Source organism: Cutibacterium sp. KB22876, assembly GCF_059728865.1.
On record NZ_AP040858.1, the window covers coordinates 2326658 to 2353307 of the forward strand.

The 26650-nt window shown below is 63.1% G+C and carries 31 protein-coding genes and 1 pseudogene; 12 read left to right on the plus strand and 20 right to left on the minus strand.

What is annotated here, in order from left to right; all coding sequences use genetic code 11:
* Positions 1 to 45: 45 nt before the first annotated feature.
* From AC6I1W_RS10590 to AC6I1W_RS10600, 3 genes are all read right to left on the minus strand, one after another.
* Positions 46 to 1314 (minus strand): SPFH domain-containing protein, encoded by a 1269-nt coding sequence (locus AC6I1W_RS10590; protein ID WP_004808720.1) that lies wholly within the window; start codon positions 1312 to 1314, stop codon positions 46 to 48.
* Between the two features lie 85 nt (positions 1315 to 1399).
* Entirely contained in the window at positions 1400 to 1864 is a 465-nt protein-coding gene (locus AC6I1W_RS10595) for an NfeD family protein (protein ID WP_004808721.1), read from the minus strand.
* Positions 1865 to 1889: 25 nt separating this feature from the next.
* The gene (locus AC6I1W_RS10600) at positions 1890 to 2675 is read right to left on the minus strand and encodes an ABC transporter ATP-binding protein (protein WP_036979508.1); all 786 of its coding nucleotides are present in this window, start codon (positions 2673 to 2675) and stop codon (positions 1890 to 1892) included.
* Positions 2676 to 2788: 113 nt separating this feature from the next.
* Here AC6I1W_RS10600 and AC6I1W_RS10605 point away from each other — a divergent pair, with 113 nt between their 5' ends.
* The gene (locus tag AC6I1W_RS10605; protein WP_069102703.1) at positions 2789 to 3529 is read left to right on the plus strand and encodes an Rv1486c family protein; all 741 of its coding nucleotides are present in this window, start codon (positions 2789 to 2791) and stop codon (positions 3527 to 3529) included.
* Here the strand turns inward: AC6I1W_RS10605 and fabI are convergent, their stop codons facing one another.
* Positions 3530 to 4303: an enoyl-ACP reductase FabI gene (gene fabI / locus AC6I1W_RS10610; RefSeq protein ID WP_016665763.1), complete on the minus strand. Its 774-nt coding sequence runs from the start codon at positions 4301 to 4303 to the stop codon at positions 3530 to 3532.
* A gap of 41 nt (positions 4304 to 4344) precedes the next feature.
* Positions 4345 to 5064, minus strand: a complete 720-nt coding sequence (locus tag AC6I1W_RS10615) for a beta-ketoacyl-ACP reductase (protein WP_016665764.1) — start codon at positions 5062 to 5064, stop codon at positions 4345 to 4347.
* Positions 5065 to 5199: 135 nt separating this feature from the next.
* Between AC6I1W_RS10615 and AC6I1W_RS10620 the strand changes: the two genes are divergently transcribed.
* From AC6I1W_RS10620 to AC6I1W_RS10630, 3 genes are all read left to right on the plus strand, one after another.
* Positions 5200 to 5487 carry a DUF3099 domain-containing protein gene (locus AC6I1W_RS10620; RefSeq protein ID WP_311734356.1) on the plus strand — a complete coding sequence of 96 codons (288 nt, stop codon included), beginning with the start codon at positions 5200 to 5202 and terminating at the stop codon, positions 5485 to 5487.
* A 71-nt stretch (positions 5488 to 5558) separates the two neighbouring features.
* Positions 5559 to 6389: an SURF1 family cytochrome oxidase biogenesis protein gene (locus AC6I1W_RS10625; protein WP_270236699.1), complete on the plus strand. Its 831-nt coding sequence runs from the start codon at positions 5559 to 5561 to the stop codon at positions 6387 to 6389.
* The gene (locus tag AC6I1W_RS10630; RefSeq protein WP_333490129.1) at positions 6386 to 7207 is read left to right on the plus strand and encodes a methyltransferase domain-containing protein; all 822 of its coding nucleotides are present in this window, start codon (positions 6386 to 6388) and stop codon (positions 7205 to 7207) included. Before AC6I1W_RS10625 ends, AC6I1W_RS10630 begins: the two co-directional genes overlap by 4 nt.
* 22 nt (positions 7208 to 7229) lie before the next feature.
* On the opposite strand, the gene AC6I1W_RS10635 is transcribed toward AC6I1W_RS10630, so the two are convergent.
* The 3 genes from AC6I1W_RS10635 to AC6I1W_RS10645 all read right to left on the minus strand — a co-directional run bounded on the left by AC6I1W_RS10635 (position 7230) and on the right by AC6I1W_RS10645 (position 9952).
* Positions 7230 to 7733, minus strand: coding sequence for a helix-turn-helix domain-containing protein (locus AC6I1W_RS10635; protein WP_270236701.1), 504 nt, complete (start codon positions 7731 to 7733; stop codon positions 7230 to 7232).
* A 68-nt stretch (positions 7734 to 7801) separates the two neighbouring features.
* Positions 7802 to 9400: an ABC-F family ATP-binding cassette domain-containing protein gene (locus AC6I1W_RS10640; RefSeq protein WP_065673455.1), complete on the minus strand. Its 1599-nt coding sequence runs from the start codon at positions 9398 to 9400 to the stop codon at positions 7802 to 7804.
* A 54-nt stretch (positions 9401 to 9454) separates the two neighbouring features.
* A complete protein-coding gene (locus tag AC6I1W_RS10645; protein ID WP_179856566.1) occupies positions 9455 to 9952 on the minus strand; it encodes a GNAT family N-acetyltransferase in 498 nt (165 codons plus the stop codon).
* Between the two features lie 18 nt (positions 9953 to 9970).
* Between AC6I1W_RS10645 and AC6I1W_RS10650 the strand changes: the two genes are divergently transcribed.
* From AC6I1W_RS10650 to AC6I1W_RS10660, 3 genes are all read left to right on the plus strand, one after another.
* Positions 9971 to 10330 (plus strand): hypothetical protein, encoded by a 360-nt coding sequence (locus AC6I1W_RS10650; RefSeq protein ID WP_036975351.1) that lies wholly within the window; start codon positions 9971 to 9973, stop codon positions 10328 to 10330.
* Between the two features lie 11 nt (positions 10331 to 10341).
* Entirely contained in the window at positions 10342 to 11214 is an 873-nt protein-coding gene (gene ypfJ, locus AC6I1W_RS10655; protein ID WP_117188567.1) for a KPN_02809 family neutral zinc metallopeptidase, read from the plus strand.
* A gap of 156 nt (positions 11215 to 11370) precedes the next feature.
* Positions 11371 to 13383, plus strand: coding sequence for an oxidoreductase (locus AC6I1W_RS10660; protein WP_171048535.1), 2013 nt, complete (start codon positions 11371 to 11373; stop codon positions 13381 to 13383).
* A 76-nt stretch (positions 13384 to 13459) separates the two neighbouring features.
* Here AC6I1W_RS10660 and AC6I1W_RS10665 read toward each other — a convergent pair whose 3' ends face one another.
* From AC6I1W_RS10665 to AC6I1W_RS10700, 8 genes are all read right to left on the minus strand, one after another.
* Positions 13460 to 13816 carry a metal-sulfur cluster assembly factor gene (locus tag AC6I1W_RS10665; RefSeq protein ID WP_004808735.1) on the minus strand — a complete coding sequence of 119 codons (357 nt, stop codon included), beginning with the start codon at positions 13814 to 13816 and terminating at the stop codon, positions 13460 to 13462.
* Positions 13816 to 14307, minus strand: a complete 492-nt coding sequence (gene sufU, locus AC6I1W_RS10670) for a Fe-S cluster assembly sulfur transfer protein SufU (protein ID WP_117188569.1) — start codon at positions 14305 to 14307, stop codon at positions 13816 to 13818. Before sufU ends, AC6I1W_RS10665 begins: the two co-directional genes overlap by 1 nt.
* Positions 14304 to 15545, minus strand: a complete 1242-nt coding sequence (locus tag AC6I1W_RS10675) for an aminotransferase class V-fold PLP-dependent enzyme (protein WP_270236706.1) — start codon at positions 15543 to 15545, stop codon at positions 14304 to 14306. The genes sufU and AC6I1W_RS10675 overlap by 4 nt, the downstream gene beginning before the upstream one ends.
* 2 nt (positions 15546 to 15547) lie before the next feature.
* Complete coding sequence (sufC, locus tag AC6I1W_RS10680) at positions 15548 to 16315, minus strand: Fe-S cluster assembly ATPase SufC (protein ID WP_004808738.1); 768 nt, start codon at positions 16313 to 16315, stop codon at positions 15548 to 15550.
* 6 nt (positions 16316 to 16321) lie between these two features.
* A complete protein-coding gene (locus AC6I1W_RS10685; RefSeq protein ID WP_270236709.1) occupies positions 16322 to 16645 on the minus strand; it encodes a non-heme iron oxygenase ferredoxin subunit in 324 nt (107 codons plus the stop codon).
* The gene (gene sufD / locus AC6I1W_RS10690; protein WP_036976103.1) at positions 16645 to 17745 is read right to left on the minus strand and encodes a Fe-S cluster assembly protein SufD; all 1101 of its coding nucleotides are present in this window, start codon (positions 17743 to 17745) and stop codon (positions 16645 to 16647) included. Before sufD ends, AC6I1W_RS10685 begins: the two co-directional genes overlap by 1 nt.
* 160 nt (positions 17746 to 17905) lie before the next feature.
* The gene (gene sufB / locus AC6I1W_RS10695) at positions 17906 to 19354 is read right to left on the minus strand and encodes a Fe-S cluster assembly protein SufB (RefSeq protein ID WP_015582398.1); all 1449 of its coding nucleotides are present in this window, start codon (positions 19352 to 19354) and stop codon (positions 17906 to 17908) included.
* Positions 19351 to 20115, minus strand: coding sequence for a helix-turn-helix transcriptional regulator (locus tag AC6I1W_RS10700; RefSeq protein ID WP_065673450.1), 765 nt, complete (start codon positions 20113 to 20115; stop codon positions 19351 to 19353). Before AC6I1W_RS10700 ends, sufB begins: the two co-directional genes overlap by 4 nt.
* A gap of 1136 nt (positions 20116 to 21251) precedes the next feature.
* On the opposite strand from AC6I1W_RS10700, the gene AC6I1W_RS10705 reads away from it, so the two are divergent.
* Positions 21252 to 21434, plus strand: coding sequence for a hypothetical protein (locus AC6I1W_RS10705; RefSeq protein WP_065673449.1), 183 nt, complete (start codon positions 21252 to 21254; stop codon positions 21432 to 21434).
* On the opposite strand, the pseudogene AC6I1W_RS10710 reads toward AC6I1W_RS10705, so the two are convergent.
* The 3 genes and pseudogenes from AC6I1W_RS10710 to AC6I1W_RS10720 all read right to left on the minus strand — a co-directional run.
* Positions 21380 to 21508 (minus strand): annotated as a pseudogene (locus AC6I1W_RS10710) (transcriptional regulator); the annotation flags it as partial. The gene AC6I1W_RS10705 and the pseudogene AC6I1W_RS10710 overlap by 55 nt on opposite strands.
* A complete protein-coding gene (locus AC6I1W_RS10715; RefSeq protein WP_216362421.1) occupies positions 21505 to 21687 on the minus strand; it encodes a hypothetical protein in 183 nt (60 codons plus the stop codon). The pseudogene AC6I1W_RS10710 and the gene AC6I1W_RS10715, both read right to left, overlap by 4 nt.
* A 97-nt stretch (positions 21688 to 21784) precedes the next feature.
* Complete coding sequence (locus AC6I1W_RS10720) at positions 21785 to 21976, minus strand: hypothetical protein (RefSeq protein ID WP_036975357.1); 192 nt, start codon at positions 21974 to 21976, stop codon at positions 21785 to 21787.
* A 153-nt stretch (positions 21977 to 22129) separates the two neighbouring features.
* Here AC6I1W_RS10720 and AC6I1W_RS10725 point away from each other — a divergent pair, with 153 nt between their 5' ends.
* On the plus strand, positions 22130 to 22321 hold the full coding sequence (locus AC6I1W_RS10725) for a hypothetical protein (protein WP_138774602.1): 192 nt from the start codon (positions 22130 to 22132) through the stop codon (positions 22319 to 22321).
* 308 nt (positions 22322 to 22629) lie between these two features.
* On the opposite strand, the gene AC6I1W_RS10730 is transcribed toward AC6I1W_RS10725, so the two are convergent.
* Positions 22630 to 22932 (minus strand): hypothetical protein, encoded by a 303-nt coding sequence (locus AC6I1W_RS10730; RefSeq protein WP_416241598.1) that lies wholly within the window; start codon positions 22930 to 22932, stop codon positions 22630 to 22632.
* Between AC6I1W_RS10730 and AC6I1W_RS10735 the strand changes: the two genes are divergently transcribed.
* The 3 genes from AC6I1W_RS10735 to AC6I1W_RS10745 all read left to right on the plus strand — a co-directional run bounded on the left by AC6I1W_RS10735 (position 22916) and on the right by AC6I1W_RS10745 (position 26637).
* The gene (locus tag AC6I1W_RS10735) at positions 22916 to 24022 is read left to right on the plus strand and encodes a sugar ABC transporter substrate-binding protein (RefSeq protein WP_270236712.1); all 1107 of its coding nucleotides are present in this window, start codon (positions 22916 to 22918) and stop codon (positions 24020 to 24022) included. The genes AC6I1W_RS10730 and AC6I1W_RS10735 overlap by 17 nt on opposite strands.
* Positions 24023 to 24127: 105 nt before the next feature.
* Positions 24128 to 25732: an ABC transporter permease subunit gene (locus AC6I1W_RS10740; RefSeq protein WP_270236713.1), complete on the plus strand. Its 1605-nt coding sequence runs from the start codon at positions 24128 to 24130 to the stop codon at positions 25730 to 25732.
* The gene (locus AC6I1W_RS10745; RefSeq protein WP_270236715.1) at positions 25732 to 26637 is read left to right on the plus strand and encodes a sugar ABC transporter permease; all 906 of its coding nucleotides are present in this window, start codon (positions 25732 to 25734) and stop codon (positions 26635 to 26637) included. Before AC6I1W_RS10740 ends, AC6I1W_RS10745 begins: the two co-directional genes overlap by 1 nt.
* Positions 26638 to 26650: the final 13 nt, after the last annotated feature.

Below are 26650 nucleotides of genomic sequence, written 5' to 3' on the forward strand. Positions count from 1 at the left end.
TGATAGCAGAGAGGCCGAGGCCATCATGGCCCCGGCCCAACTACCTCACTGATCCTGTGAAGGCCGCTGCCCTCCAAAGTGCTGATCACCGACGTACTGGGTGTTGGCCGGTTGATCAACCTGGTCTCCAGGAACTCCTTGTCGCCCCTGATCAGCAGCAGTCGACTCGGACTGAGCTTCAACCTGGGCAAGGGCCGAGGCGCCAGGAACCTGGCTCGGCTCCTTGTGACGTTTGCCTGACAGCCCCGGATTCTCCAGCTTGGCAGCTTCCTGAATGGCCTGTTGGACGGTGGCCTCGGAAGCCTCCTTCTCCTCAGCCTTCTGAGCCTCGATCTCGGCGAAGACGTCAACCTTCTCCGGCGCGGTGAACCGGCTCGGATCGGCGACCGAGAATCCACCCTCGTCGGACCCCTGAGGTGCACCGCCAGCCATCGATCCCAGCCCCTTGAGGGCGTCATTGAGCTCGGACGGTACGACCCAGACCTTGTTGGAGTCACCGCGAGCCAGGGTCGGCAGCATCTGCATGTACTGGTAGGCCAACAGGCCTTGGTCGGGCTGACCGGCATGGATGGCATTGAACACCGTCGTGATGGCCTGGGCCTCGCCCTCGGCCCGCAGCATCTGGGCCTGACGGTCGGCCTGGGCTCGCAGCACGGCAGCCTCGCGATCACCCTGGGCACGCAAGATGGCGGACTCCCGGTCACCACCGGCCGACAGGATCTGAGACTGACGCTGACCTTCCGCCAACAGAATGGCGGCCCGCTTGTCACGCTCGGCCCGCGCGCCCTTCTCCATCGCGTCGCGGATGGTAGGCGGCGGCTCGATAGCTCGCAACTCCACGCGATTGACCTTGATACCCCACTTTCCGGTGGCCTCATCGAGGACCGACCGAAGCTTCTGGTTGATCTCCTCGCGGCTGGTGAGAGCGGCCTCCATGTCCATGCCACCGATGATGTTTCGCAGCGTCGTCATGGTGAGCTGCTCGATGGCCGTCTTGTAGGACTGGGCCTCGTAAGCGGCGCGCTCGGGGTCAACGATCTGGAAGTAGATGACCGAGTCGATGTTCACCATCAGGTTGTCCTCGGTGATGACTCCCTGCGGCGGGAAGGGGACGACCTGCTCACGCATGTCGAGGTTGTACTGCACGCGATCGATGATGGGGATGACCAGGTGGGGGCCGGGGGTGAGTCGTCGGTTGAACTTTCCGAGCCGCTCGACCAAGCCAATCTTCTGCTGGTGGATGATCTTGATGCTCGAGGCCAGGAAGGCGACGAGCAGCGCAATGATCACCAGAACCACGATGAACTGGGGCATGGAAACTCCTGCAAGGGATCTTGGACCGTGCCGGTCACAACCCGGCACCGCCTACATCATCCCAGATCAGGGGCAAATCTCCAGATCACGGACCGAGGCTCTTGAAAACTGGATATACGACGAGGGTTGTCCCGTCCACTTCGAAGACCTCAACCTTCTCGCCTGAGGCAATTGTCATGCCGGGCTCGACCGACCGAGCCGACCACTCCTCGCCGTCAACCTTGACTTGTCCGTGCCCATCGGTGATCTCACTGGTCGCGACGCCGTTGGAGCCAACCAACTTGTCCAAGGACGAACGGTATCCAGGAGCCTCTCGCACCCGTCGCAACAGGGTGGGACGCAGCACCGCCAGCATGAGGATGGCAACGGCCACGGCCACGATCGCCTGGACCAGAATCATCCCCGGCAGGAAGAAAGCTGTGAGGGCACCAGCAGCCGCTCCACCAGCCAGCATGAGCAGGGTGAAATCACCGGTGAGCATCTCAGTGCAGGCCAGCACCGCCGAGCCGACCAGCCAGACCAGCCACGGCCAGTCCTCGAAGGGCTCCATCACGGCGTTCTCCCGTCGTCAGATATCAGTGCGCGGCGCGAGCGTTCCATCGGCCATCAACATGGCTGACGGTCAGCGGCATTCCGAAGGCACCCGAGAGAACCTCGGAGGTCAGGGTCGTCTCAACTGGCCCAGCAGCCACGATGCGGCCGTCAGCCATGATCAGGGCATGGGTGACGCCAGCCGGGATCTCCTCCAGGTGATGGGTGACGAGCACTGAGGCAGGAGCATCAGGATCGGTGAAGACGGACGAGAGCACGTCAACCAACTGCTCACGACCGGCGAGATCGAGGCCCGCCGCGGGCTCGTCCAGGAGCAGCAGCTCAGGATCAGTCATGAGTGCTCGGGCAATTTCGACCCGCTTGCGCTCCCCCTCGCTGAGGGTGCCCCAGGTGCGATCAACCATGCCGACCAGACCCATACGCTCCAGCAACTCATCGGCGCGGGTGACATCCTGCTCGTCATAGGCTTCACGCCAGCGTCCGACGACAGCCCAGGCAGCCGAGACGACGATGTTCCCGACCTTCTCCTGGGCCGGGATGCGGTGTGCCAGGGCCGAGGAGGCCATGCCGATACGTGGGCGCAGCTCAAAGACATCGACGGCTCCGAGGATCTCATCGAGGATTTCGACCAATCCCTCAGTGGGGTGAAGCTCAGCTCCCAAGACCTGCAGAAGGGTCGTCTTTCCCGCCCCATTGGGGCCAACCATCACCCAACGCTGGCCTTCTTCGACGTCGAGGTCGACATTGTCGAGGATCCATCGCTCCCCGCGTCGGACTCCCACGCCTGCCAACTGCGCCACTGCACTCATGCGTATGAACTTACCTTGTGTCGGCGACATTCACTGGCTGGCGCGACGAGGTTGGCGTGGTGTCGCCGCGAACTGTGGCCTTCGATGTCATCTCAGGCGTCTAATCTGGGCAGGTGCTCGAGATCTGCTGCCGTCTCACCTGTCTGCTCAACGAACTGTGTGCCGGTCGCACGACCGCTCCCCATGCCGAGGCGGAGCTGTTGGAGATGGTGGCGGCCCACCACGTTCATGATCCTGAGGAAGTCCTCGGCCTGTCCGAGCACGATCCGCTGTCCTCGGTCCCGATACGGATGGCCCTGGCCCGGATCTCCCACGCCCCCCACGACTCCCCGGTGTTCTGGGGCCTCCTACTGCCCGCCCCCGGCCAGCTCGCCGGTCTGCGCGGTCCAGCTCGGGTCAACCACGCGGCTCTCGACGCCGGGGCTGTCATCATCTGTCATCAAGGCTCGGCTGCCGTGCCCGCCGGTACGGCGTGGATCCCCCAGCCTGTCGGTTCTGCCATGCAGTGGACTATCGCCCGAGCAGTAGCTCCGCTGCCCCCGTTAACTCCCGCCGATGCGGCTCCCCTGCTTCGTTCGGCGATGACGGCCACGGCATCCCGGCTCAGTGATCTGGGCATGGTCGCCGGGGAACGCCCTGAGGCCATTGCCCCTCATCTGACCGGTCACCGCCCCTCCGACCAAAGGCTCCTCGACTCGGCGTGGACCGTGTTGACCGCCTGTGACGCCGGACTCGCCTCTGCCCACCAGCTGATCACGGCCCACAGCGCACACACGCGGGAGGCGGCGCTGCGCCAGTTGCGCAACGCCGCCTCCCAAGCGATCACAGCAGCCACCTCGTGGCCGCTGACCTGATCAGGCTCCGGTCGAACCCATGCCTCCGTCGACGTGGATCATCTCGCCGGTGGTGGCGGGGAACCAGTCGGACAGCAGGGCAACGATCCCCTTGGCGGCAGGAGTGGTGTCCTTGGTGTCCCAGCCGAGCGGGGCACGCTCTCCCCACAGGTCGTTGAAGGCGTCGGCGCCGGGAATGGCTGTCTTGGCCATGGTGTCCAACGGGCCGGCCGAGACGAGGTTGCAGCGAACTCCCTTGGGACCCATGTAGCGGGCCAGATAACGGTTGGCCGACTCCAGCCCAGCCTTGGCAACTCCCATCCAGTCGTAGAAGGGCCAGGAAACGGTGGCGTCGAAGGTCAGACCGACGACGGAGGCATGCTCGGCGAGCATCCCGTCGAGGGCGGTGATGAGGGAGACGTAGGAGTAGGTGGAGGTGTGCACCGCCACCGAGACGTCCTCCCACTCGGTCTCGAGGAACTTGCCGCCCAGGGCCGTCTTCGGGTTGGCGAAGGCGATGGCGTGGACGACGCCGTCGAGCTTCTCCACCCCGAGGCCGCGCAGTTGCTGGGGCAGGGCGGCAAGCTGGTCGTCGTCGGTGACGTCAAGCTCCAGCACCTCCGGCACCGGATCGAGCTTGCGCACTGCGCGACGGGTGACCCCGACCGCCCGAGGCAGGTTGGAGACGATGACCCGTGCACCCTGCTCCTGGGCGATCTGAGCCACCTTGAACGCAATCGAGGTGTGCATCGTCACGCCGGTGACGAGGATGGTGCGTCCTTCAAGAAGCCCCATGGTGATGTCCTTCCAGTCGATGGGGATGGATGTACGTGGTGTCAGTGGCCCATGCCGAGCCCGCCGTCGACGGGGATCACGGCACCGGAGATGTACCCGGCGGGGTCGGAGACGAGGAACCGGACAGCGGCGACGACATCGTCAACCGTTCCCAACCGCTTGGCCGGGATGCGCTCCAGGTAGTCCTCGACGACCTTCTCGGGCAGTTCGTCAGTCATCTCGGTGGAGATGAAACCGGGAGCGACGAGGTTGCAGGTGATGCCACGGGAACCGAGCTCGCGGGTCACGGACCGGGCGATACCGACCATGCCGGCCTTCGACGCGGCATAGTTGACCTGGCCAGGCGAACCGAGCAGGCCGACCACCGAGGAGGTCAGGACGATGCGTCCGAACCGGGAGCGAGTCATCGCCCTGGCAGCGCGACGAATGACGCGGTAGGCACCCGTGAGGTTGGTGTCGAGAACGTCGGTGAAGTCCTCCTCCTTCATACGGGCGAGGAGTCCGTCCCGAGTGATGCCTGCGTTGGCGACGAGCACCTCGACCGGGCCGAACTCCTTCTCCACCTGGCTGAATGCTGCGTCGACGGAGTCTGCGTCGGTGACATCGCAGGCGACCGGCATCACCCCCTCAGGTGCGGTGGCCGAGCGACTCGTGGCAGCCACTCGGTATCCCTGTGCGTGCAGATCTGCGGCGATCGCAGCACCGATACCGCGCGATCCACCTGTGACGAGGGCAACGCGGCCCGAGGTGTCTGGACTCATGGAATGAACCTATCGCAGGCCGCCACCAAGAGCTCGGACGGTTCGACCTGATTGGCGTCGCAGACTTAGGCTGGACGGGTGAGTGACGCTGCACGTGTTCGGTGGCACAGGGGGCACCATAACTCCCGGCACTCCATCACGTCCGCGAAGAGATCTGCCAGCGATGATCTGGAGATGCGTCAGCGTCGCTATCTGTGGTCAATGCTGGTGCGAACCTTGTGCTTCATCGGGCTCGTCATCACCCCCAGTCCCTGGCGGTGGACCTTCCTGCTGGGGGCTGCCGTCATCCCTGCCATCGCTGTCGTCCTCGGCAATGCGGCGGACCGACGCACCACTGACACCTTGCCCTCCCAGCACGCTGAGGAAACTCGCGGGGAGCTGAACCCGGCCGTGACGATCCATGGAGAAGTCGACGAGAACTGAATCCTGGGCACGGATCGGACGGCTGAGGCCTGCCAGCAGCCAACGTGGCAGGACCAACTAGGCTCGAGGACGTGAAGAAGCTGTGGGTTCGATGGGTGGCCCTGACCCTCCTGGTCATTGCGCTGGGCCTGGTCATGGTACGCCTCGGCGAATGGCAGCTGCACCGGCTGTCGGGCCGCCGCGAGGCCAATGAGATCATCCGTACCAACGAGAACAAGCGACCGGTCGAGTGGTCGACCCTCATGGGTGAGCACCCGGTGACCGCGCAGGAACAGTGGCGCCCGGCCACCATCACCGGCACCTTCGACACGGCTCACGAGCTTCAGGTGCGTTATCGTAGCAATGGCGATGATGAAGGGTCCGAGGTCGTCACCCCCATCGTCACCAAGGATGGTCAGCGCGTTCTCATCGATCGCGGCTTCCTCAAACGATCCTCCGCCACCGGTGACAATCAGGCCTTGCCGCCAGCGCCTTCTGGAACCGTGACGATTACCGGGCGGGTCAAGGGCAATGAACACGGCAAGCCCACCGCCACCGACCCGGTACAGGGCAAGGTCAGGCTCATCAACTCCGACGCCATCGGCAAGACGCAGAGGATCACCTACGTCAACGGTTACATCACGGCCACCTCGATGGTCCCGGCCCAGAGGGGTCTGGTTCCCATGGAACTTCCAGAACTCGATGATGGCCCGCACCTGTCCTATGCCATCCAATGGTTCTGCTTCACCGCCATCGCGGTGATCGGTCTCTTCGTGCTCATCCGAGGTGATGTCAAGGATCGTCAGAAGCGCCGGGCCAAGGCCAACCGGATCTCGGCGCATACTGCGACCATCGACGACGAAGGCACCATCGCAGCGCCCCAGGAGTCCGGGACCACTGAGACGAGGACGACCACCAAGTGACGCCGACCTTGTCCCTGGCCCTGCCGTGGCTGGTGTGCCCGACCTGTCAACGCCGTGGCCACGAAAGACCCCTGAACCTCGATGGGAGGTCCCTGCGCTGCGAGGAAGGCCATTGTCTCGACATCGCCAAACAGGGCCATGTGACGATGATGACCTCCCCGGCCGGAGCGAACGCTGACACCCCCGCGATGGTCACGTCACGTCAGCGGGTACTTGACGCCGGTCTCTTCCACGACCTCGACGGTCGTCTCACCGAGATCCTCGCCGACCGCGGGAGCATCGTCGAGGTCGGGGCTGGAACGGGACATCATCTGGCACAGGTCCTCGAAGGTCACGCAACTGCCTACGGTCTGGCCACCGATGTCTCATCAGCAGCCATTCGCAAGGCAGCGAGAACCCATCCTCGGATGGCAGCTGTCGTCGCCGACACCTGGGCCGGTCTACCGATCCGCACCGGGTGCATGGACGCCGTGTTGTGCGTTTTCGCGCCGCGCAACCGCGATGAGTTCAAGCGCATACTGCGTCCCGACGGCCTCCTCGTCGTCGTCACTCCCCTGCCCGAGCATCTGCACCAGTTGCGCGAGACAACCGGGATGATCGGTATTCAACCCCACAAGCATGACGAACTCGTGGCCGGTCTGGAATCACAGTTCGAAGTTGCCGGACATGAGGACATTAGCACCGTCGTCGGCCTCGACGGGCCGACGGCCTCAGACGTCGTCGCGATGGGGCCCAGCGCCCACCACGTCCAGGACGTTCATGTGGATGCGGTGGAAGTCACCTCAGCGGTGGAGATCACCACCCTGGTCCCGCGCTGATCACGGTCGACGCGTACGACCCTCAGAACTGACGAGGCTCTGCTGCGTGTTCGACCTCGTCGAGGCGACGACGAGCCTTGCGCACCTTGCGGTCGGCCTTCTCAGCCTTGGCACGATGCTTGTTGAGGGTCGCCTTGGCCTCCTTGCGGCGGGACTTCCCAGCTCCCTTGCGACGCAACTTGCGCAATGCCTTCTCAGCCTTGCGTGCCTTGCGGTCGGCCTTCTCCGCACGGGCCACTGCGGTCTCGACGGCCAGCCGGAGGGCCTCGACGTCGGGCTGATCATCTGCCTGTTCCTGCTGCACGTTCTCACGCTCGGCCTTGGTCTCAGGCGACGCCGGGTCCGCACCACCACGAGGACGAAACTCCACCCCGGCTTCCCGCAAGAGCTTCTGCACCAGTCCGTAGGACCGTCCGGACTCGCGTGCCAACGACCGGATCGACGCACCTTGGTTGTACCGACCCGCCAATTCCTCGGCCATCGCCTGCCTGGCCTCACCAACCAGTCTGGGCGCACGTGTGACCATCAGCCCTCCTCGACAACGTCCTGTGCGCCATCATGCTACGGCATGTCATGGTCGTCAGGACTGCAATATCAGGCCAGACTGATGAGGTCGGCGTAGTCAGCGCTCCACATGTCCTCAGTGCCATCGGGCAACACGAGCACCCGATCAGGGTCGAGGGCATGGACGGCTCCCTCGTCGTGGGTGACGAGAATGATCGCCCCACCGAAGTGGCCGATGGCGTCGAGGACCTGCTCTCGGCTGGCTGGGTCAAGATTGTTGGTCGGCTCGTCGAGCAGCAGCACATTGGCCGAGGAGACGACGAGGGTGGCCAGGGCAAGACGGGTCTTCTCGCCGCCGGAGAGCACCCCGGCCGGTTTGTGGACGTCGTCGCCAGTGAAGAGGAAGGAGCCCAGCACCTTGCGCATCTCGGTCTCGTCGAGATCAGCTGCTGCGCTGGCCATGTTCTCCAGCACAGTGCGATCCATGTCCAGCAGGTCGTGCTCCTGAGCAAAATAGCCCAGTTTGAGGCCATGCCCGGCGATGACCTCGCCGGTGTCGGGGGTCTCCTTGCCTGCCAGGATCCGAAGCAGGGTTGTCTTTCCGGCACCGTTGAGCCCGAGGACGACGACCTGGGAACCCCGGTCAATGGCCAGGTCCACCCCGGTGAAGACCTCCAGGGAACCGTAGGTCTTGGTGAGGTTGCGGGCCGTCAGAGGCGTCTTGCCACAGGGGGCCGGGTCGGGGAAGCGGATGGCGGCCACCTTGTCGACAGCTCTCTCTCCCTCTACCCCGGCAAGCAGCTTCTCGGCGCGCCGGGCCATCTGCTGGGCGGCAACGGCCTTCGTCGCCTTGGCATGCAGCTTGTCAGCCTGGACCTGCAGGGCAGCAGCCTTGCGCTCGGCGTTGATCCTCTCCTTGTGACGACGCTTCTCGTCAGCAGCTCGCTGCTCCAGATAGAGCTTCCACCCCAAGGAGTAGATGTCGAGGGTGGCGCGGTTGGCGTCGAGGTGGAAGACCTTGTTGACGGTGGCCTCCACCAGACCGGTGTCGTGGGAGATCATGAGGACCCCGCCCGAGTAGGACTGCAGAAAGCTGCGCAGCCAGACGATGGAGTCGGCGTCCAGGTGGTTGGTCGGCTCGTCCAGGAGGAGGGTGTCTGCCCCGGAGAACAGGATGCGCGCCAGCTCGACTCGACGACGCTGACCACCGGAAAGGTTCTTGAGTGGCTGGGACAGCACGCGATCGTCAAGTCCCAGGTTCGACGCGATCCGAGCAGCCTCGGCAGAGGCTCCGTAACCGCCAGCGGCGATGAGACGGTCCTCCGCCTTGGAGTACTTGTCCATCGCGACCGCCCGCTCCTCGTCGGAGCCGTTGGCCATCTGGTGCTCCAGGGTACGCATCCGTTCGAGCATGTGGTCCAGGCCACGGGCCGAGAGGATTCGTGCTCGGGCAATGGTCTCCATGTCAGGATCGCGGGGGTCCTGAGGCAGGTAGCCGAGTTCCCCGGTACGTCTCACCGAACCTGCGGCGGGTAGCCCCTCACCCGCCAGGATGCGGGTCAGGGTCGTCTTGCCGGCACCGTTTCGACCCACCAAACCGATCTTGTCCCCAGCGGTGACCTGGAAACTCACTGGGTTGAGCAGGAGCCTGGCTCCGACCCGCACCTCCACATCCTTGACCTGCAGCACCGGCCCATCTTCCCCCGTCCTGACGACTTGGACCAAATGGAGAGCCTGGATGAATCAGCGTCCCAAGGTCATGGGGACGTGATCGATACCTGCCTCGTCGAAGTGCGGCCCGGTGACGACGAAACCGAAATCGCCGTACCAGTTCTCCAAGTACGACTGAGCGTGCAAGGTGATCTCCTTGTCGACGGCGCGCGCAAGTTCAAGGGCCAGATCCATCATGCGCCGGCCAATGTGGAGGCCGCGGTGGTTGTCGTCGACGACGACTCGTCCGATGACGATGTGGTCGTCGTCAAGGATGCGAAGGGTTCCAACCGGATGCCCATCGACCGCGGCCCACACCAGGACCGTGGTGGGTTCGAGTTCTCGTCCGTCCAGGTCCGGCTCAGTGCACTGTTGCTCCCCGTTGAACACGGCGCTGCGCAGCCACAGGCATTCGTAGAGGGTAGTGGCGTCCATCCGCGTGGCGTGATCGTGATGAAGGGTGACAATGCCTTTTCCAGGGTCTTTCCGGGCGACATTGGGTTCATTTCCCCGCGCGAAAGGAGACATCATGCCCCACATCTTGACAGAATGTCAGGCATGAGTACGCCACGCCGAGCAGCACCAGAGGATGACGACGACCTTGAAGACGTCGCCCGTTCATGGCGCCGATACCTGATTCTCGTCATCTGCGGTGTTGTCGTCGCCGTGCTTGGATTGGGGATTTTCGGATATCTCGCGTGGTGGTCCCTCTGCGACCAGGCCGCCGACGTGTGCCAGCGTGGTGAGCCCGTCACCTACTGGTGTTCGGTGGTTGCCCTGGGCGTTCTTGGCCTCATCATTGGCGTCCTGACGCAGATCTGGTTGGAGAAACGGTGGTGGCACCTGTTGGCCATCATCATTCCAGCCGCGCTGGTCATCGCTGGCGTCATCTGCTGGTTCGCCGTCTGAGACGGGGCGTCATGGATTTCAAGGACGACGCAGGTATTGATCCCGGTTCCATCGGCTCCCCCGGTGGCGGTGGCGGCGGTGGGCGTGTCGCCATCGGAGGAGGTGCCGGGGTCGTCGTCCTTCTCATTGCGGTTTTGCTGGGCGTCAATCCTGGCGATCTGCTCGGTCAGAACGATCAATCACAAACCGTCCCGGCCAACTCGACGACCGCGGTGTCGCGCTGCCGTACCGGAGCCGACGTCAAGAGGGACCCCAACTGCCGCTGGGCGGCCTACGCCACCAGCATCAACCAGTACTGGGAAACCCAGATCGAGGGCTACGCCAAGGCCAAGACGACCCCATTCAGCCGTTCGGCGCGCACCGGGTGTGGTCACGCCGACGCCCAGACTGGGCCTTTCTACTGCCCGCCGGACAAAATGGTCTACCTCGACACGAACTTCCTCGGCACCCTGCTGCAGCAGCTTGGTACTCAGTCCTCCACCGCTGCCGAGGCCTACATCATGGCCCACGAATACGGTCATCACGCCCAGGACCTGCTGGGGACATTGTCCGAGGCTCACGCATCGGGTAACCAGACCGGCCCGAAGTCGGCGTCAGTACGCCTCGAATTGCAGGCCGACTGCTATGCCGGCACCTATCTCAAGTGGACCTCGGAGAACGAGGACGACATCATCGACAATGTCACCCGTGACGACCTGGCCAAGGTCGTCGAGGCTGCTCGAGCCGTCGGCGATGACCACATCCAGCGTCAGTACAGTGGCGGCGTGCAACCCGACAAGTGGACCCACGGCTCGTCGGGGATGCGAGTTCACTGGGCCCAGCGCGGCTTCGACACCGGCGACCCGGCCAAGTGCGACACCTTCTCCACCAATGACCTGGGGTGACGTGTGAGCCGTCGGCTCACACGACCTGACCCATAGCCCCCAACGCAGCGTCTGAACGGATTCAGCCACCGCGTTCGCGTCCAGCGAATACAATAGAGATGCACACGGCATCCAATTCAGTGCGTCATCGATGACGCCGGCCGAGGGGAGGTTGTTGTGAGCGAGATCCATCGAATTCTGTTCGAGCCGACGACCATCGGCTCCATCCACGTCAAGAACCGCTACGCCATGGGCCCGATGGGCCCACTAGGCATGTCCACCGCTGAGGGCGGCTGGAACCAACGAGGAATCGACTACTACGTCCGGCGAGCTGCCGGCGGTATCGGCCTCATCATCACCGGCGTCTGTCAGGTGACGAACCCGATCGAACACCTGCCCAGCGGCACGCTGCCCAATCCGACGCTGTCTCCTGCCTGCTTCCTGCGGACGTCACGGGAGATGACGGAACGGGTTCACGCCCATGACTCCCGCATCGTCCTGCAGGTCGGTGCCGGGTTCGGACGAGTCATCATGCCTGTCGTGCTGCGTCCCGGTGAGAAGCCGGCAGCCCCGTCTGAAATCCCCTACATGTGGAATCCGAGGGTTACCTGCCGCGAGATCACCAAGGACGAGATCCACCAGATCGTCGCCCAGTTCCGGATCGCCGCGAAGGTTGCCGATGAAGCTGGCTTCGACGGGATCCAGGTGCATGCCTGCCATGAGGGCTACCTCATTGACCAGTTCGCCATCGAGAGGTTCAACCACCGCACCGACGAATACGGCGGATCGCTGGAGAACCGCCTGCGGTTCCCGCGCGAGATCGTCGAGACCATCCACGAGGCGGTCGGGGACGACTTCCCGGTCCAGATCCGCTTCTCGCCGAAGTCCATGATGAAGGACTGGAACGTCGGTGCCCTTCCCGACGAGGAGTTCGAGGAAGTCGGTCGTGACATGCCTGAGGGCATCGAGGCCGCTCGCCTGCTGCACTCCTATGGATACGAAGCCCTCGACATCGACGTCGGCTGTTACGACGCCTGGTTCTGGAACCATCCGCCGATGTACCAGGCGAAGGGGCTCTACCTGCCCTATGCCTCCGAGCTCAAGGAGGCTCTGCCGGACATCCCGCTCATCGTCGCAGGACGGATGGACGATCCTGACCTTGCCGCCAATGCGGTCTCCGACGGGATCGTCGACATGGTGTCCTTGGCCCGACCAACCCTGGCTGACCCGGACATCGTCATCAAGTTGCAGACCGACCATTCGGAACGGGTACGTCCCTGCATCTCCTGCCAGGAGGGCTGCATCGGTCGTATCGGCAAGTACACCGTGCTGAACTGCTCGGTGAACCCGGAGACCGGACGCGAGGCCGACACCCATCTGCATCCGGTGTTGCCGCACCGCGCCAAGAGGGTGCTCATCATCGGTGCTGGTCTGGCGGGCATGGAGGCAGCGCGAGTCCTCAGCGAACGCGGACACGAGGCCGTCATCGTCGAGGCCAGCGACCACATCGGCGGTGTCGTACTCGCTGGTGGCCAACCCTCCTTCAAGGAGGACGACCTGGCCCTGCTCGACTGGTACCGAACGACCCTGGAGGAGCTGGGTGTGGAGATCCGTCTCAACACCCCGGCAACCGCCGACCTCATCGCGTCCTTCGGGGCCGATCACATCATCCTGGCCACCGGGTCAACGCCACGTCGACTCGATCTGGGTGATGACACCACGGTCGTCGACGCCACCGACGCCCTGCTCCATCGTGACTCACTGGGCAAGAGGATCGTCATCATCGGCGGCGGCCTGACGGGTTGCGAGCTGGCTCTGGCGATGCGGGAAGCCGAGGCCGAAGTGACGATCGTCGAGGCCGAACCCGACATTCTCACCCGAAATGCCCCGCTGTGCGCTGCCAATGAGGACATGCTGCGTCGCCTGGTTCCCTTCCATGGGATCGAGGTGATGGCTAATGCCAAGGCCCTGCACACCACGCCGAAGGGGCTCATGGTCGAGGTCAACGGCCACGAGAAGGAACTGCCCGCCGACTCGGTCGTCGCCGCCATCGGCTATCTGCCTGAGCAGGACCTGCGTGGCGCCGTCGAGGCGACCGGATTGCCGTTCAACATCATCGGGGACGCCCGCAAGCCCGCCAACATCATGTACGCGATCTGGGACGCCTACGAGGTGGCCTCCAGTATTTGAGTGTGCCCAGGGAGGGGCTGGGTCTTCCCCGGCCCCTCCCGTCAGTCCCTGCGGGCACAGGGGCGTGACGACAGACTCAGACGTTGAAGCCAATCGCCTGGAGCTGCGCCCGGCCATCATCGGTGATGCGCTCCAGACCCCACGGCGGCAGCCACACCCAGTTGATCGTCGCGGACTTGACGATCCCCTCCAGCACCGTCTGGGTGTCATACTCCAGCCGATCCGTCAGCGGGCAGGTGGGGCTGGTCAGCGTCATGTCGATGGTGACATTGCCCTCGTCGTCGATGTTGACCCCGTAGACGAGGCCGAGGTCAACGACGTTGACCATGAGTTCGGGGTCGATGACGTCCTTCATCGCCTCGATGACGTCGTCGACGGTCGGCATGGCCGTCAGCGTCACTTCCTGGGCGGGCACGGCGTTGTCATCGCTCATCAGCCCTCCTCCTTCGTCTCGTTCTTCTCAGCGATCGCATCGGCAGTGGCCGGAGCCTTCTCGGTCGCCTTGAGCAGACTGTCCTCCAGTGCTGACCAGCCGAGCATCGCGCACTTGACTCGCGCCATGAGCTTGGCGACTCCCTCGAAGGCAATGGCGTCCTCGTAGGTGTCCTCGTCGAGCTCGATGGTGCCGCGAGAGCGCATCATCTCCTGGAAGCCGCGGTAGAGCTCCTGGGCCTCGTCGATGGTCTTGCCGATGATGAGATCGGTCATGACCGAGGTCGACGCCTGGGAGATGGAGCACCCCACCGCGTCATAGGACACGTCGGAGATGACGTCGCCATCCAGGTGAACCCGCAGCAGCAACTCGTCGCCACAAGACGGGTTGACCTGGGTCACCTCGGCGTCGTAGTCCTCGCGCAGACCACTGTGGTGCTTCTCCCGGTAGTGATCCAGGATGATCTGCTGATACATCTCCTCGACGTTCATGCGACACCTCCGGCAAAGAAGCTCCGAGCGTACTCGACGGACTCGACGAGCCGATCCACCTCGTCCGTGGTGGAGTACAGGTATGACGACGCACGAAGGGACGACTGTATTCCCAGCCGTTCGTGCAACGGCCTGGCACAGTGGTGGCCACCGCGCACTGCGACCCCGTGACCATCCATGAGGCTCATGGCGTCGTGCGGATGTACTCCCTCGATGGTGAAGGACACCGTGCCGGTACGGGCGGTGGCGTCGATCGGTCCGAGGATGTGCACCCCCTTGACGGTCTGCAGACCCTCGAGCATCCGGGCCGCGAGCTCGTGCTCGTGCTCGGCAATGGCCTCCATCCCGATGCCATCCAGATAGTCAGCGGCCACGCCGAGGGCGGCGAGCTGAGCGATCGGCGGGGTGCCTGCCTCGAAGCGATGCGGGGGCTCGGCGTAGGTCGATCCCTCCATGCGCACGACCTCGATCATCTCGCCACCGCCGAGGAAGGGCGGGAGCTCGGCGAGCAGGTCGTAGCGCCCCCAGAGAATGCCAATACCGGTCGGGCCGCACATCTTGTGGCCGGTGAAAGCCACCAGGTCAGCTCCCAGGGCCGACACATCAACAGGCATCTGTGGGACGGCCTGGGATGCGTCGACCACCATGACGGCACCGACGGCATGGGCCTGCTCGGCGATCATCCCGATCGGGTTGATCGTGCCGAGCACGTTGGAGGCCAGGGTCAGGGAGACGACCTTGGTGTACTCGTTGATGAGGCCCTCCGCCTCGGCCTTCTCGAGGTCGAGACGGCCCTCATCGGTGATGTCGAACCACCGCAGGGTGGCTCCGGTGCGCTGACACACGAGCTGCCATGGCACCAGGTTGGAGTGATGCTCCATCACCGAGATGACGACCTCGTCACCGGGTCCGAGACGCTCACCCAAGGTGTGGGCACACAGGTTGAGAGCCTCCGAGGCGTTCGACAGGGCCACTACTTCCTCGGGACGAGACGCCCCGAGGAACCGCGCGGTGCGTTCACGCCCGCCCTCGTATGCCTGGGTGGACTCCAACCCGAGCTGGTGCATGGCCCGAGCAACGTTGGCGTTGTGTCGGGCGTAGTGCTCGCTCAGGGCGTCGATGACGACCTGCGGTTTCTGGGAGGTGTTGGCCGAGTCAAGGTACGTCAGCGGGTACTCCCCCACCCTGGTGGACAGGATGGGGAAATCCTTCCTGATCTTCTCGACGTCGTAGCTCATGATCAAGAGTTGGCCTTGACAGCGGACACGTACTTCTCGTAGCCCTCAGCCTCGAGCTCCTCACCCAGCTCCGGACCACCGGTGGCGGCCACCCGGCCATCGACGTAGACGTGAACCTGGGTGGGCTTAACGTAACGCAGGATTCGGGTGTAGTGGGTGATGAGCATGAGCCCATGCTCAGGGTCGGTCATGTACCGGTTGACGGTGTTGGCGACGACCTTGAGGGCATCGATGTCCAGGCCGGAGTCGGTCTCGTCGAGGATCGCGAACCTCGGGTGGAGCAGCTCGAGCTGGGCCATCTCGGAACGCTTCTTCTCACCACCGGAGAATCCCTCGTTGACGGACCGCTCGGCGAAGTCGAGGTCGAGCTCCTGACGGGTCAGGGCCTCATTGACCTCCTTGACCCAGGTGCGCAGCTTCGGGGCCTGACCGTCGGTGGCGGTACGAGCGGTACGCAGGAAGTTAGCGACGGAGACACCGGGCACCTCGACCGGGTACTGCATCGACAGGAACAGACCGGCGCGGGCACGCTCATCGACGGTCATCGCCAGCAGGTCCTCACCGTCGAGGGTGACGGAACCACCGGTGACGGTGTACTTGGGGTGACCGGCCAGGGTGTAGGCCAGGGTCGACTTGCCGGAACCGTTGGGGCCCATGATGGCGTGGACCTCTCCGGAGTTAATGGTCAGGTCGACTCCCTTGAGGATCTGCTTGGGACCGGCCTCGGTCTCAACGTCGACGTGAAGGTCATTGATCTGCAGGGTTGCCATGGTGGTTCAGGACTCCTTGGTGATGGGGTTGGCGACGTCGACGAGGACGTCGTCGCCGTCGATGGTCACGGGATAGACGGGAAGCGGCTCGGTGGCCGGAAGGCTGCGGGGTTTGCCGGTACGCAGATCGAAGATCGACCCGTGCATGTAGCACTCGAGGCCACAGTCCTCGACGTCACCGTCAGCCATCGGCACCTGAGCATGGGTGCAGATGGCTCCGATAGCGTGGACCTCACCCTCGGTGCGTACCAGGACGATCTCGGTGCCGTCGACCTCGAACTCCTGCGGGGAATCCTCCTCGAGGGCCGAGAAACTGGTGACGACCGGCATCAGTCCTCCTCCGCTGTGGTGGAGGGGCCGAGGTTCTCGACGAGCTCGGCCTCGATGCGGGCGACGAGCTCCTCGGAGATCTCTGGCACGCCGATCCTGCGGACGATGTCGGTGAAGAAGCCATGCACGACGAGACGACGGGCCTCGGCCTCCTCGACACCACGCGACTGCAGGTAGAACAGCTGCTCGGCGTCGAAGCGTCCGGTGGAGGCGGAGTGTCCGGCGCCACGGATGTTGCCGGTCTGGATCTCCAGGTTCGGCACGGCGTCGGCACGGCAGCCCTCGGTGAGGACGAGGTTCTTGTTGGACTCGTAGGTCTCGATGTCCTCGGCCACCGGACGGATCAGGACGTCACCGATCCACACCGAGTGCGCGTCCTTGCCCTGCAGACAACCACGGAAGTCCACGTGGGACTCGGTGCTGGGGGCATTGTGGTCGACGAACAGGCGGTGCTCGATGTGCTGGCCGGCATCGGCGAAGTAGGCACCGAGCTGGGTCAGGTTGCCACCGGGGCCGTCGTAGGAGGCGGTCTGGGAAATGCGCACGGCCTTGCCGCCGAAGCTGGCCTGGGCAGTGCGGACGGTGGCGTCACGACCGATCTCGAAGGAGATCTGGGCACCGTGAATGGCGGTGTCGTCCCACTCCTGGACGAAGAGGACGGTCACCTGGGCACCGTCACCGACGCGGAAGGTCCAGTTCTCACCGAGACGGGCCACACCACGGTGACGAACGATGACGGTGGCCTGGGCATGGTTGCCGATCTCGACGACCACGTTGTGGTGGCAGGAGATCTCGTCGTTGTGACCATTGACGGTGATCTCGACCGGAACCTTGAGCTCGGCCTCGGCCGGGATGACCAGACGATGATTGACGGCGTGCGGGTCGGCTGCGGCCAGAGCCGACAGACGGTCCTGCGGGGTCTCGGCCAGGTCATTCAGCTCGCTGGCAGCCAGGTCGGTGACGGTGATGCCCTCGGCCCCCCTGACGTCGACGTCGATGACGTCGGCCTCCTGGCTCGACTCGAGAGCGAGCTCGGAGAGGATCGGGGTGAAGGTCTTGATCGGGGTGAACCGCCAGATCTCCTCACGCCCGGTGGGCATGGGATGATCGGCGACCTCCCACGACGGGGTGGGGTGCAGATGGGATTCGACGTCGTTCTCGATGGCGACGTTGTGGCCCTTTCTGGGCGCGGCGGCTGGTGCGCTCAACGCAGTTTCTCTCTTTCTGGGAAAAGTGGGGTTCGTCTGGGCGGGGGTCGGATCAGCCGACCGCACCCTCCATCTGCAGCTCGATGAGCCGGTTGAGTTCCAGGGCGTACTCCATCGGCAGCTCCTTGGCGATCGGCTCGATGAATCCGCGCACGATCATGGCCATGGCCTCCTCCTCGGTCAGACCACGCTGCATGAGGTAGAACAGCTGATCCTCGCTGACCTTGGAGACGGTGGCCTCGTGGGCCATGGACACCTCGTCGGTACGGATGTCGTTGTACGGGTAGGTGTCCGAGCGCGAGATATCGTCCACCAGCAGGGCGTCACAGCGCACTGCTGAGGAGGAGTGGTGAGCGTCCTTGCCGACGGCGACGAGGCCGCGATAGGCCGAGCGTCCACCGCCCTGGGAGATCGACTTGGAAACGATCGTCGACGAGGTGTACGGGGCGTTGTGGACCATCTTGGCGCCGGTGTCCTGGTGCTGTCCCTCGGCTGCGAAGGCGACCGACAGAGCCTCACCCTTGGCGTGCGGGCCCATGAGGTAGCAGGCGGGGTACTTCATGTTGGCCTTGGAACCGATGTTGCCGTCGATCCACTCCATCGTGCCGCCCTCCTCGACGTAGGCACGCTGGGTGACGAGGTTGTACACGTTGTTCGACCAGTTCTGGATGGTCGTGTAACGGCAACGGGCGTTCTTCTTGACGATGATCTCGACGACTGCCGCGTGCAGTGAGTCCGACTTGTAGATCGGGGCGGTGCAGCCCTCGACGTAGTGCACGTAGGCACCCTCGTCGACGATGATCAGGGTCCGCTCGAACTGGCCGAGGTTCTCGGTGTTCATGCGGAAGTAGGCCTGCAGCGGGATGGTGCAGTGGACGCCCTTCGGCACGTAAATGAAGGAGCCACCGGACCACACGGCGGAGTTCAGCGCGGAGAACTTGTTATCACCGAGCGGGACGGCGCTGGCGAAGTGCTCACGGAAGAGCTCGGGCTCCTCCCTGAGGGCGGTGTCGGTGTCGAGGAACAGCACTCCCTGCTTGCCGAGCTCCTCGTTGATCTTGTGGTAGACGACCTCGGACTCGTACTGGGCGGCCACACCGGCAACCAGACGATCCTTCTCGGCCTCCGGGATGCCCAGACGGTCGTAGGTGTTCTTGATGTCGGTCGGAAGGTCCTCCCAGGACTGGGCCTGACGCTCCTGGGCGCGCACGAAGTACTTGATCTGGTCGAAGTCGATCGTGCTGATGTCGACGCCCCAGGTCGGCATCGGCTTGCGCCCGAAGAGCTTGAGGGCCTTGAGACGCATGTCAAGCATCCACTGCGGCTCATGCTTCATGGCCGAGATGCCGCGCACGACATCCTCGGACAGTCCGCGCTGAGAAGCTGCTGCGTAGGCATCGGAGTCGTGCCAGCCGTATTTGTAGCCGCTGAGGGCAGCCAGGTGTTCGTCCTGGCTGGCGCCGGTGCCCGGGAGGCTTGTGGGGGTGTCAACCTGGGTCATGAGTGATCCTTTCGGATGGATGGACGCTTGGACGGCTCGGAGAGTGCCCGACGGGTGATCTCGACGTCGACGGGAATGTGGGTGGTGCACACCCCGTCACCGTGAGCGATCGTTGCCAACCGCTGGACGTGCGACCCGAGGAGTTCGGAGAACAACTGGGTCTCGACCTCGCACAGCTGCGGAAAGACCTTGGCCACCTCGGCAACCGGGCAGTTGTGCTGGCAGATCTGCTGCCCGGCGCCCGCCGGCTGAGTGGTCGCCACGTACCCGTCTGCCGACAGGGCCTCGGCCAACAACTGGGCAGGAACCTCATCGGGACATTTCTCCCGCAGGGCGCGATACCGCGACTCGATGTCATCGACTCGGGCCTTGGCCACCGCATCGAGTGCCGACGGTCCGACGGCGTCGGCAAGTTGCCGTAGAGCCGAGATCGCCAGGTCGTCATAGGCGGTGTAGTAATCAGCCCTCCCATGATCGGTGAGGAAGAAGACGCGGGAGGGGCGACCCCTGCCGCGGGCCCCGAAGACCCTCTTCTCGCGGGAATCGACGAGGCCCTCGTTGACGAGGGAACTGAGATGGCGGCGCACTGCCGCTGCTGTCAGGCCGAGACGATCGGCCAGCTCACTGGCCGTCGACGGGCCATTGTGCAGGATGGACGACATCACACGATCCCTCGTGGAGCTATCCGCGCCCCCCTGCTGGTGCTCGCCGACGACGTCGCGACCTGCGGCGGCCACCTCGGTGTCGGTCGAATTTTTCACAACTCCATTGTTACTTAAACCGACCCTGATGCAAGTTAGGCAACCCTATGCCGATGCCGACCCGCCGGTGGGCACCCCGGGCACCAAAAGGCGGGGCCAGGCCTGGACCACATGCGGCTCGGGTTCACTGATACGAAGCCGGACCATCTGCGCAACGCCAAGAGAATCACTTCTCGTCGGCATAGGTGCACTAGACCACTCGATGCTGGAAGACACGGCCATCGTCGAGGAAGAGGACCGTCACCTCGTTGGTGACCTCACAGTTGGATCCCTTGGAAAGCGGGACATCAGCCATGTTCGGGGCTTTTTCTCATCGAGTCGACGTCAGACTGGGCGAAGGACTCAAACTGCAGAACCTCGCCGTCATCCTCCCCCACCAATCACACAGCCCCATGCCTTGTGTCCTTTGAGGGAATCAACATTCGAGGTGGTGAGTTTCTCCGCCCGAGACATGACGCTGGTGTCCTGACATGCGGAGCGGACATCTGCAGACGAGGTCACCTTGATGCTCGGAGAAGGAGAGACCTCAAGAGTCGCCACACCCCGACAGGCCGACGAGACCAACCATCAGAACTGGCAGCATAGCTAGCTTTCTCACCACGTCACCGACTTCTTCCACGCTCGAAGGGTCCTTGACGTAAACCCTCAAGCCAGAATAATCACGACAAAACTCGCCCCCACCCCATACGTCACGATACCGATCGAAAACGCTCGCCAATTCATCACTGGCGTCATTGACTTCCCTGAAAGGAGAGCCATCAAAGGAATAATCCCCATCAGCAGACCGAGGACTCTCACAGATCGCACGGACCAGCTCCCCCTCTTCTGGTGACGCTTGGGACACCCCCGCCTGAAGTACACCACAGCAGAGAATCCCCACAAGAACCAAAGCCAATCATGAATTCTTGTTCATAACCATCATCATTCTCACCGTTGAACGAGGTAACAGCACTAGCAGACACAGGTGTCATCGATGACCAAAGGGCGTCGTTACCCTTTTCCCGAAATCAAATGCCGCAACACCAGAACACCCACTCCGTCAAGCCTGCGACGACACTCACATAAAGTCCCCGCGTAGCAAGGGTCCGTACCCCACACATTTTTCCCCGCGAAGTGAGTGTCGGCCACGATCGGGTGTGAGCACCAAGAAGTATGCCCGGGCCTACCAGGCCGCTTCGGAGAAGGACAAGGGCCGGATCTTGGATCAGGTCGTGGAGGTGACCAGCTGGAACCGTGACCATGCCAGACAGCAGTTGAAGGCCCGTGCCGTCGACGGGCCGTTGTGCAGGATGGACGACCTCACGCGATTCCTCGTGTAGCTGTCATCACTGGCCTGCTGGTGCCTGCCGACGACATCGCGACCCGCGACTGTCAGGTGGCTCTCGGTCGTCAGCTCAAGTTCTCCCCGCACTCCACGATCCGATGCCACCACACCTGTCCATCGTCAGTCAGTATGTACACCTTGCCTGGCGCGACATGGCAGTCCGCGTCAGTGGGAACGGGTGTGTCGCCCAGGATTCCGGACTTGCGGGTCTCACGCATATCGGCGTCACTGTAAGGGCCTTGAGGCACGACCCCCTCCGCTTGACCTGACGGTTTTACCCAGCACACCCAGGCCTTGTGTCCCTTGATGTGGGCAAGATTGGATGTAGTCAGTTCTTGAGCGCGGTCAAGCTGACCTCGGTCTCGGCACATAGCCAGTGCCGCTGATGATGTCGTCGCGACAGGTGATGAGGCCGGACCGTCGGGCTTCGGGGTCGAGGTGCACGCCGTGGCCATCAGTACGATCACGACGATGGCACCCCACCATGCCGAGCTTCTCCTCACCATCGGACTGAGCTTTTCCACGCGCGAACTCCACTCAATTGCGTGGCGTAGTAGGTGCATCGTTTTTGTGTCCCCGGCTTCCACCACGAGTAACCTTTAACCAGGTCGGCATAGACCATCTTTCCAGATCCATTGTTATAATGGATGGGGCCGCCTGAATCTCCCCCCCTCTAATACCATTATAACCATGGGAATTCCATCTACCCTCTTGCTTTGCAAGCGTTATTTGATGGCCAGCCGTAACACCATCAAGCTTGATGCGACCAAAATTATCCTGCACGATATATCCGCAGATCTGCCCCGAAGTTCTACCCGAGCTGCACAGCTGACGGCCAATAGCGAGACCACCAAAATAGAGCCCAGCGCCAGAATGGCGTGATAACGAGGAATTCCCTGCGTTATACACGTTTGGCGAGTACGATTTTCCCGCAATCAATTTCCAGTCACCCTAGACATTCTAATTCCCAGAATACGCGGTAGTGTATTGATTTCCAACTGGCCTTTTCACCGGGGTGTAGGGAGTACCACGACGAAGCCCCGACTGGAGCCCATCGTGGCGACGAAGCGCCACGATGCAGACCAAGACCGCAACACTTTCATCAGGCGCGGTCCTCGTCGTCAGAACCCATTAGAACGCCGCCCGGGACTCGTAGCTGCTAGATAGTGATAAATCTCACCTCGCTTGGACTAGACAACCGTGTAACACTTTGCAACACTGACAGCACGCTGCAAACGACCGACAGCGATACGTCGGCCTGATGCACAACTACGTGCTCGACGATGAGCGTCGAGCTGCCTCGAAAGGTGTACCCACATGCCTGACATCACGCGTCGCTCAATGCTTTTTGGAGGTCTCGGTGTTGCTGCCGTCGGCGTCCTGTCCGCATGCGGCGGCAATGACTCCCCCTCGTCATCCACCTCGTCAGCATCCGGTGCTGCGTCCTCGGCCGCCGGAGCTGCCGGCTCAATCCTGGTGTGGACTGACTCCAACCGTGAACCCGTCCTTCGGAAGGTCGCCGAGCAGTTCAAGTCCGACACCGGGGTCACCGTCAAGCTGGCCGTCAAGGACTTCGCGAAGATCCCCGACGACTTCATCACCCAGGTCCCGACCGGTAAGGGCCCTGACGCCGCCATCGCTGCCCACGACGGCACCGGTCGCATGGTCGAGAACGGTGTCGTCGCCCCACTGGAGCTCGACGACACCTCCGCCTACCAGGGCGTCGCCATCCAGGCCTTCACCGTCAACGGCAAGATCTACGGCGTTCCTTATGCCACCGAGAACATTGCTCTGGTTCGCAACACCAAGCTCGTCACCGACGCCCCGAAGACCTTCGACGAGATGATCGAGATGGGCAGGAGGTCCGGCGCGAAGTACCCCTTCCTCGTGGGGCTTGACCCCAAGGAGTCCGATCCGTACCACCTGTACCCATTCCAGGCCTCCTTCGGCGCCCCGGTTTTCGAGTTCAAGGACAATGGCTTCGACGCCGCCAAGGTCGCCATGGGCGGTTCCAATGGCGAGAAGTTCGCCGCATGGCTGGCCGAGCAGGGGAAGGCCAAGAACCTCAACCTCAACATCTCCCAGGACATCTCCAAGGATCTGTTCGGCAAGGGCGAGGCTGCCTTCATCCTCACCGGACCGTGGAACCTCGACGGCTTCAAGAAGGCTGGCATCAGCTACGAGATCAGCGAAATCCCTTCTGCCGGTGGCCAGCCCGCCACCCCGTTCGTCGGCGTCCAGGGATTCTGGATGAGCGCCAAGACCAAGAACGCCGTCGCCACCCAGAAGTTCCTCGTCGAGTACGTCGGCAACCCGGACGTTCAGGCCGAGCTGTTCAAGGTCGGCAATCGTCCACCGGCCAACAAGCAGGCCTTCGAGAAGGCCAAGGCGGACAAGGACGTCGCTGCATTCGGCGCCGTCGGCCAGGAGGCCGTCCCGATGCCGAACATCCCCGCCATGGGATCGGTGTGGGCTGACTGGGGCGTCGCCGAGGCTCAGATCATCAGCGGCAAGGTCTCCAACCCCAAGGCCACCTGGGACAAGGCCGTGACGTCCATCAACGACAAGATCAAGAAGGGCTGATCTCAGCCTCCAGGTGGGGGCGCACGACGTCGCGCGCCCCCACCTCCCGCAACGCCAGTGCCGGCGTTTCCTCACATGCCCCGCTGAACCGGAGAACCCCACATCATGTCGTCATCATCAACCGTCGACCACGAGTCACGGGAAAAGCGTGTCGCCGCAGCCAGCGGCAAGTACTCCGGGTCACTGTGGGCCTGGATCCTCAAGATCGCACTTCTCGGCGTCCTCGACGCGATCGCCGTCTACGGCGTCATGACTGCCATCGCCCATGGATCCACTGCAATGGCCATCGGCATCGGCGTCATCGCCGTCATCATCACCCTCATCTACCTGCCACCCAACCGGATGCTGCCGGCCAAGTACCTGGCTCCCGGCATCGTCTTCATGCTCGTCTTCTCGGTGGGCGTGATGGCCTACACGATCTACGTGGGCTTCACAAATTACGGCGATGGGCACAACGGCAGTCATGACGACGCCGTCGCAGCCATCCAACGAGACAACCAGCAACGTGTCCCCAACGCTCCGGTCTATGACTCGAGCGTCGCCGAGAAGGATGGCAAGCTGGCCCTGATCATCATCGATCCCAGTACCAAGAAGGTACGAGCTGGCACGTCCGATCAGCCCCTAGAACCCGTCGATGGGGCGCAGCTCAACTCTCTGGGAAGGATCAAAGATCTTCCGGGCTACCGCGTTCTCCCGTTCTCTGAGGTGTCCCAACGCAGCGATGAGATCTCTCAGTTGCAGGTTCCCGTCTCCAAGGGCTCATCAGCCGGATTCATCCGCACCACGACTGGCTCACAGGCCTTCGAATTCACCTCGACGATGACCTACGACGAGAAGACCGCGACGATGACTGACACGAACGGCACCGTCTACAAGGACAACGGTCACGGCAACTTCGTCTCAGCCTCCGGCAAGGCGTTGGAGCCCGGTTGGAAGGTCACCGTCGGGTTCGAGAACTTCAAGAAGGCTCTCACCGACCATGATGTCCGCGGACCGTTCCTGAGGGTGACCGCGTGGACCTTCGCCTTTGCCGTGCTATCGGTGTTGACGACCTTCGCCCTCGGTCTGGCCCTGGCCCTGTTGTTCAACGACACCTCCATGAAGGGACAGAAGTTCTACCGCATCCTCATGCTCCTGCCCTATGCCTTCCCAGGGTTCCTGTCAGCCCTGGTGTGGTCGGGGATGTTCAACCAGGAGTTCGGCTTCATCAACCAGGTGTTGCTGGGTGGAGCATCCATTCCCTGGTTGACAGATCCCTGGATCGCCAAGGCAGCGGTCCTCATCGTCAACCTGTGGCTGGGTTTCCCCTACATGTTCATCGTCTCGACGGGCGCTCTGCAGTCCATCCCGGGAGACATCCTGGAAGCCTCTCGGATCGACGGCGCGAGCGCCTGGCGCACCTTCACGAAGATCAAGCTGCCACTGCTCATGGTGCCGCTGGCACCGCTGCTCATCAGTTCCTTCGCCTTCAACTTCAACAACTTCGTCCTCATCTACATGCTGACCCTCGGTGGCCCCCGATTCACCGACACCAGCCTCGATGTCGGCGCCACCGACATCCTCATCTCGATGGTGTACAAGGTCGCCTTCTCCGGTGCCAGTCGTGACTACGGCCTGGCCAGCGCCTTCTCCGTCATCATCTTCATCATCGTCGGCGTGATCTCCTGGCTCGGATTCCGCCAGACCAAGGACCTTGAGGAGGTCAACTGATGAGCACCGCAACAGTGTCCTCTGCCATCAAGGACGCCAACTGCCGCACGCCGTTCTCCAAGCGACTCAAGTCGCAGTGGTGGCGTCATCTGCTCGGCATCATCGCTGTTGTCTTCGCGGCCTTCCCACTGGTCTACGTGCTCTCGGCGTCCCTGTCGCCAGGCGGCACCCTGACCGGCTCCAACCAGCTGTTCTCGAAGATCGACTTCTCGAACTATTCCAAACTCATGAGCGACCCTGTGCGTCCGTACGGTCGGTGGTACCTCAACACCGTCATCATCGCCGCGGTCACCGCGATCTTCACCGTCTTCCTGGGAGCTCTGGCTGCCTACAGCTTCTCCCGGATGCGCTTCAAGGGGCGTCGCGGTGGTCTGTTGGCTCTCATGCTGGTTCAGATGTTCCCCCAGCTTCTGACGGTGGTGGCCATCTTCCTGCTACTGACATGGCTCGGTGACGTCTACCCGGTGCTGGGCATCGGGTCCCGGCTGGCGCTCATCATGGTGTACCTGGGCGGAGCCCTGGGAGCGAACACCTACCTCATGTACGGCTTCTTCAACACCGTGCCGCAGTCCCTCGACGAGGCTGCCCGGATGGACGGTGCAGGCCATGCCCGCATCTTCTTCACCCTCATCCTGCCGCTGGTGGCCCCGATTCTGGCGGTCGTCGGTCTGCTGAGCTTCATCGGCTCCTTCACCGAATACGTGGTGGCCTCGGTCATTCTTGGTGCCGACCCACATACCTCGACCCTGGCCATCGGTTTGTACCAGTACGTCTCCACTGAGACCAGCTCCAACTGGGGAGTCTTCGCGGCCGGCGCCGTGCTCGCCGCCCTTCCCCCAATGGTGCTGTTCCTCTGGCTGCAGAAGTACATCGTCTCCGGGCTGACCGGTGGGGCGGTGAAGTGACGTGACACACTGC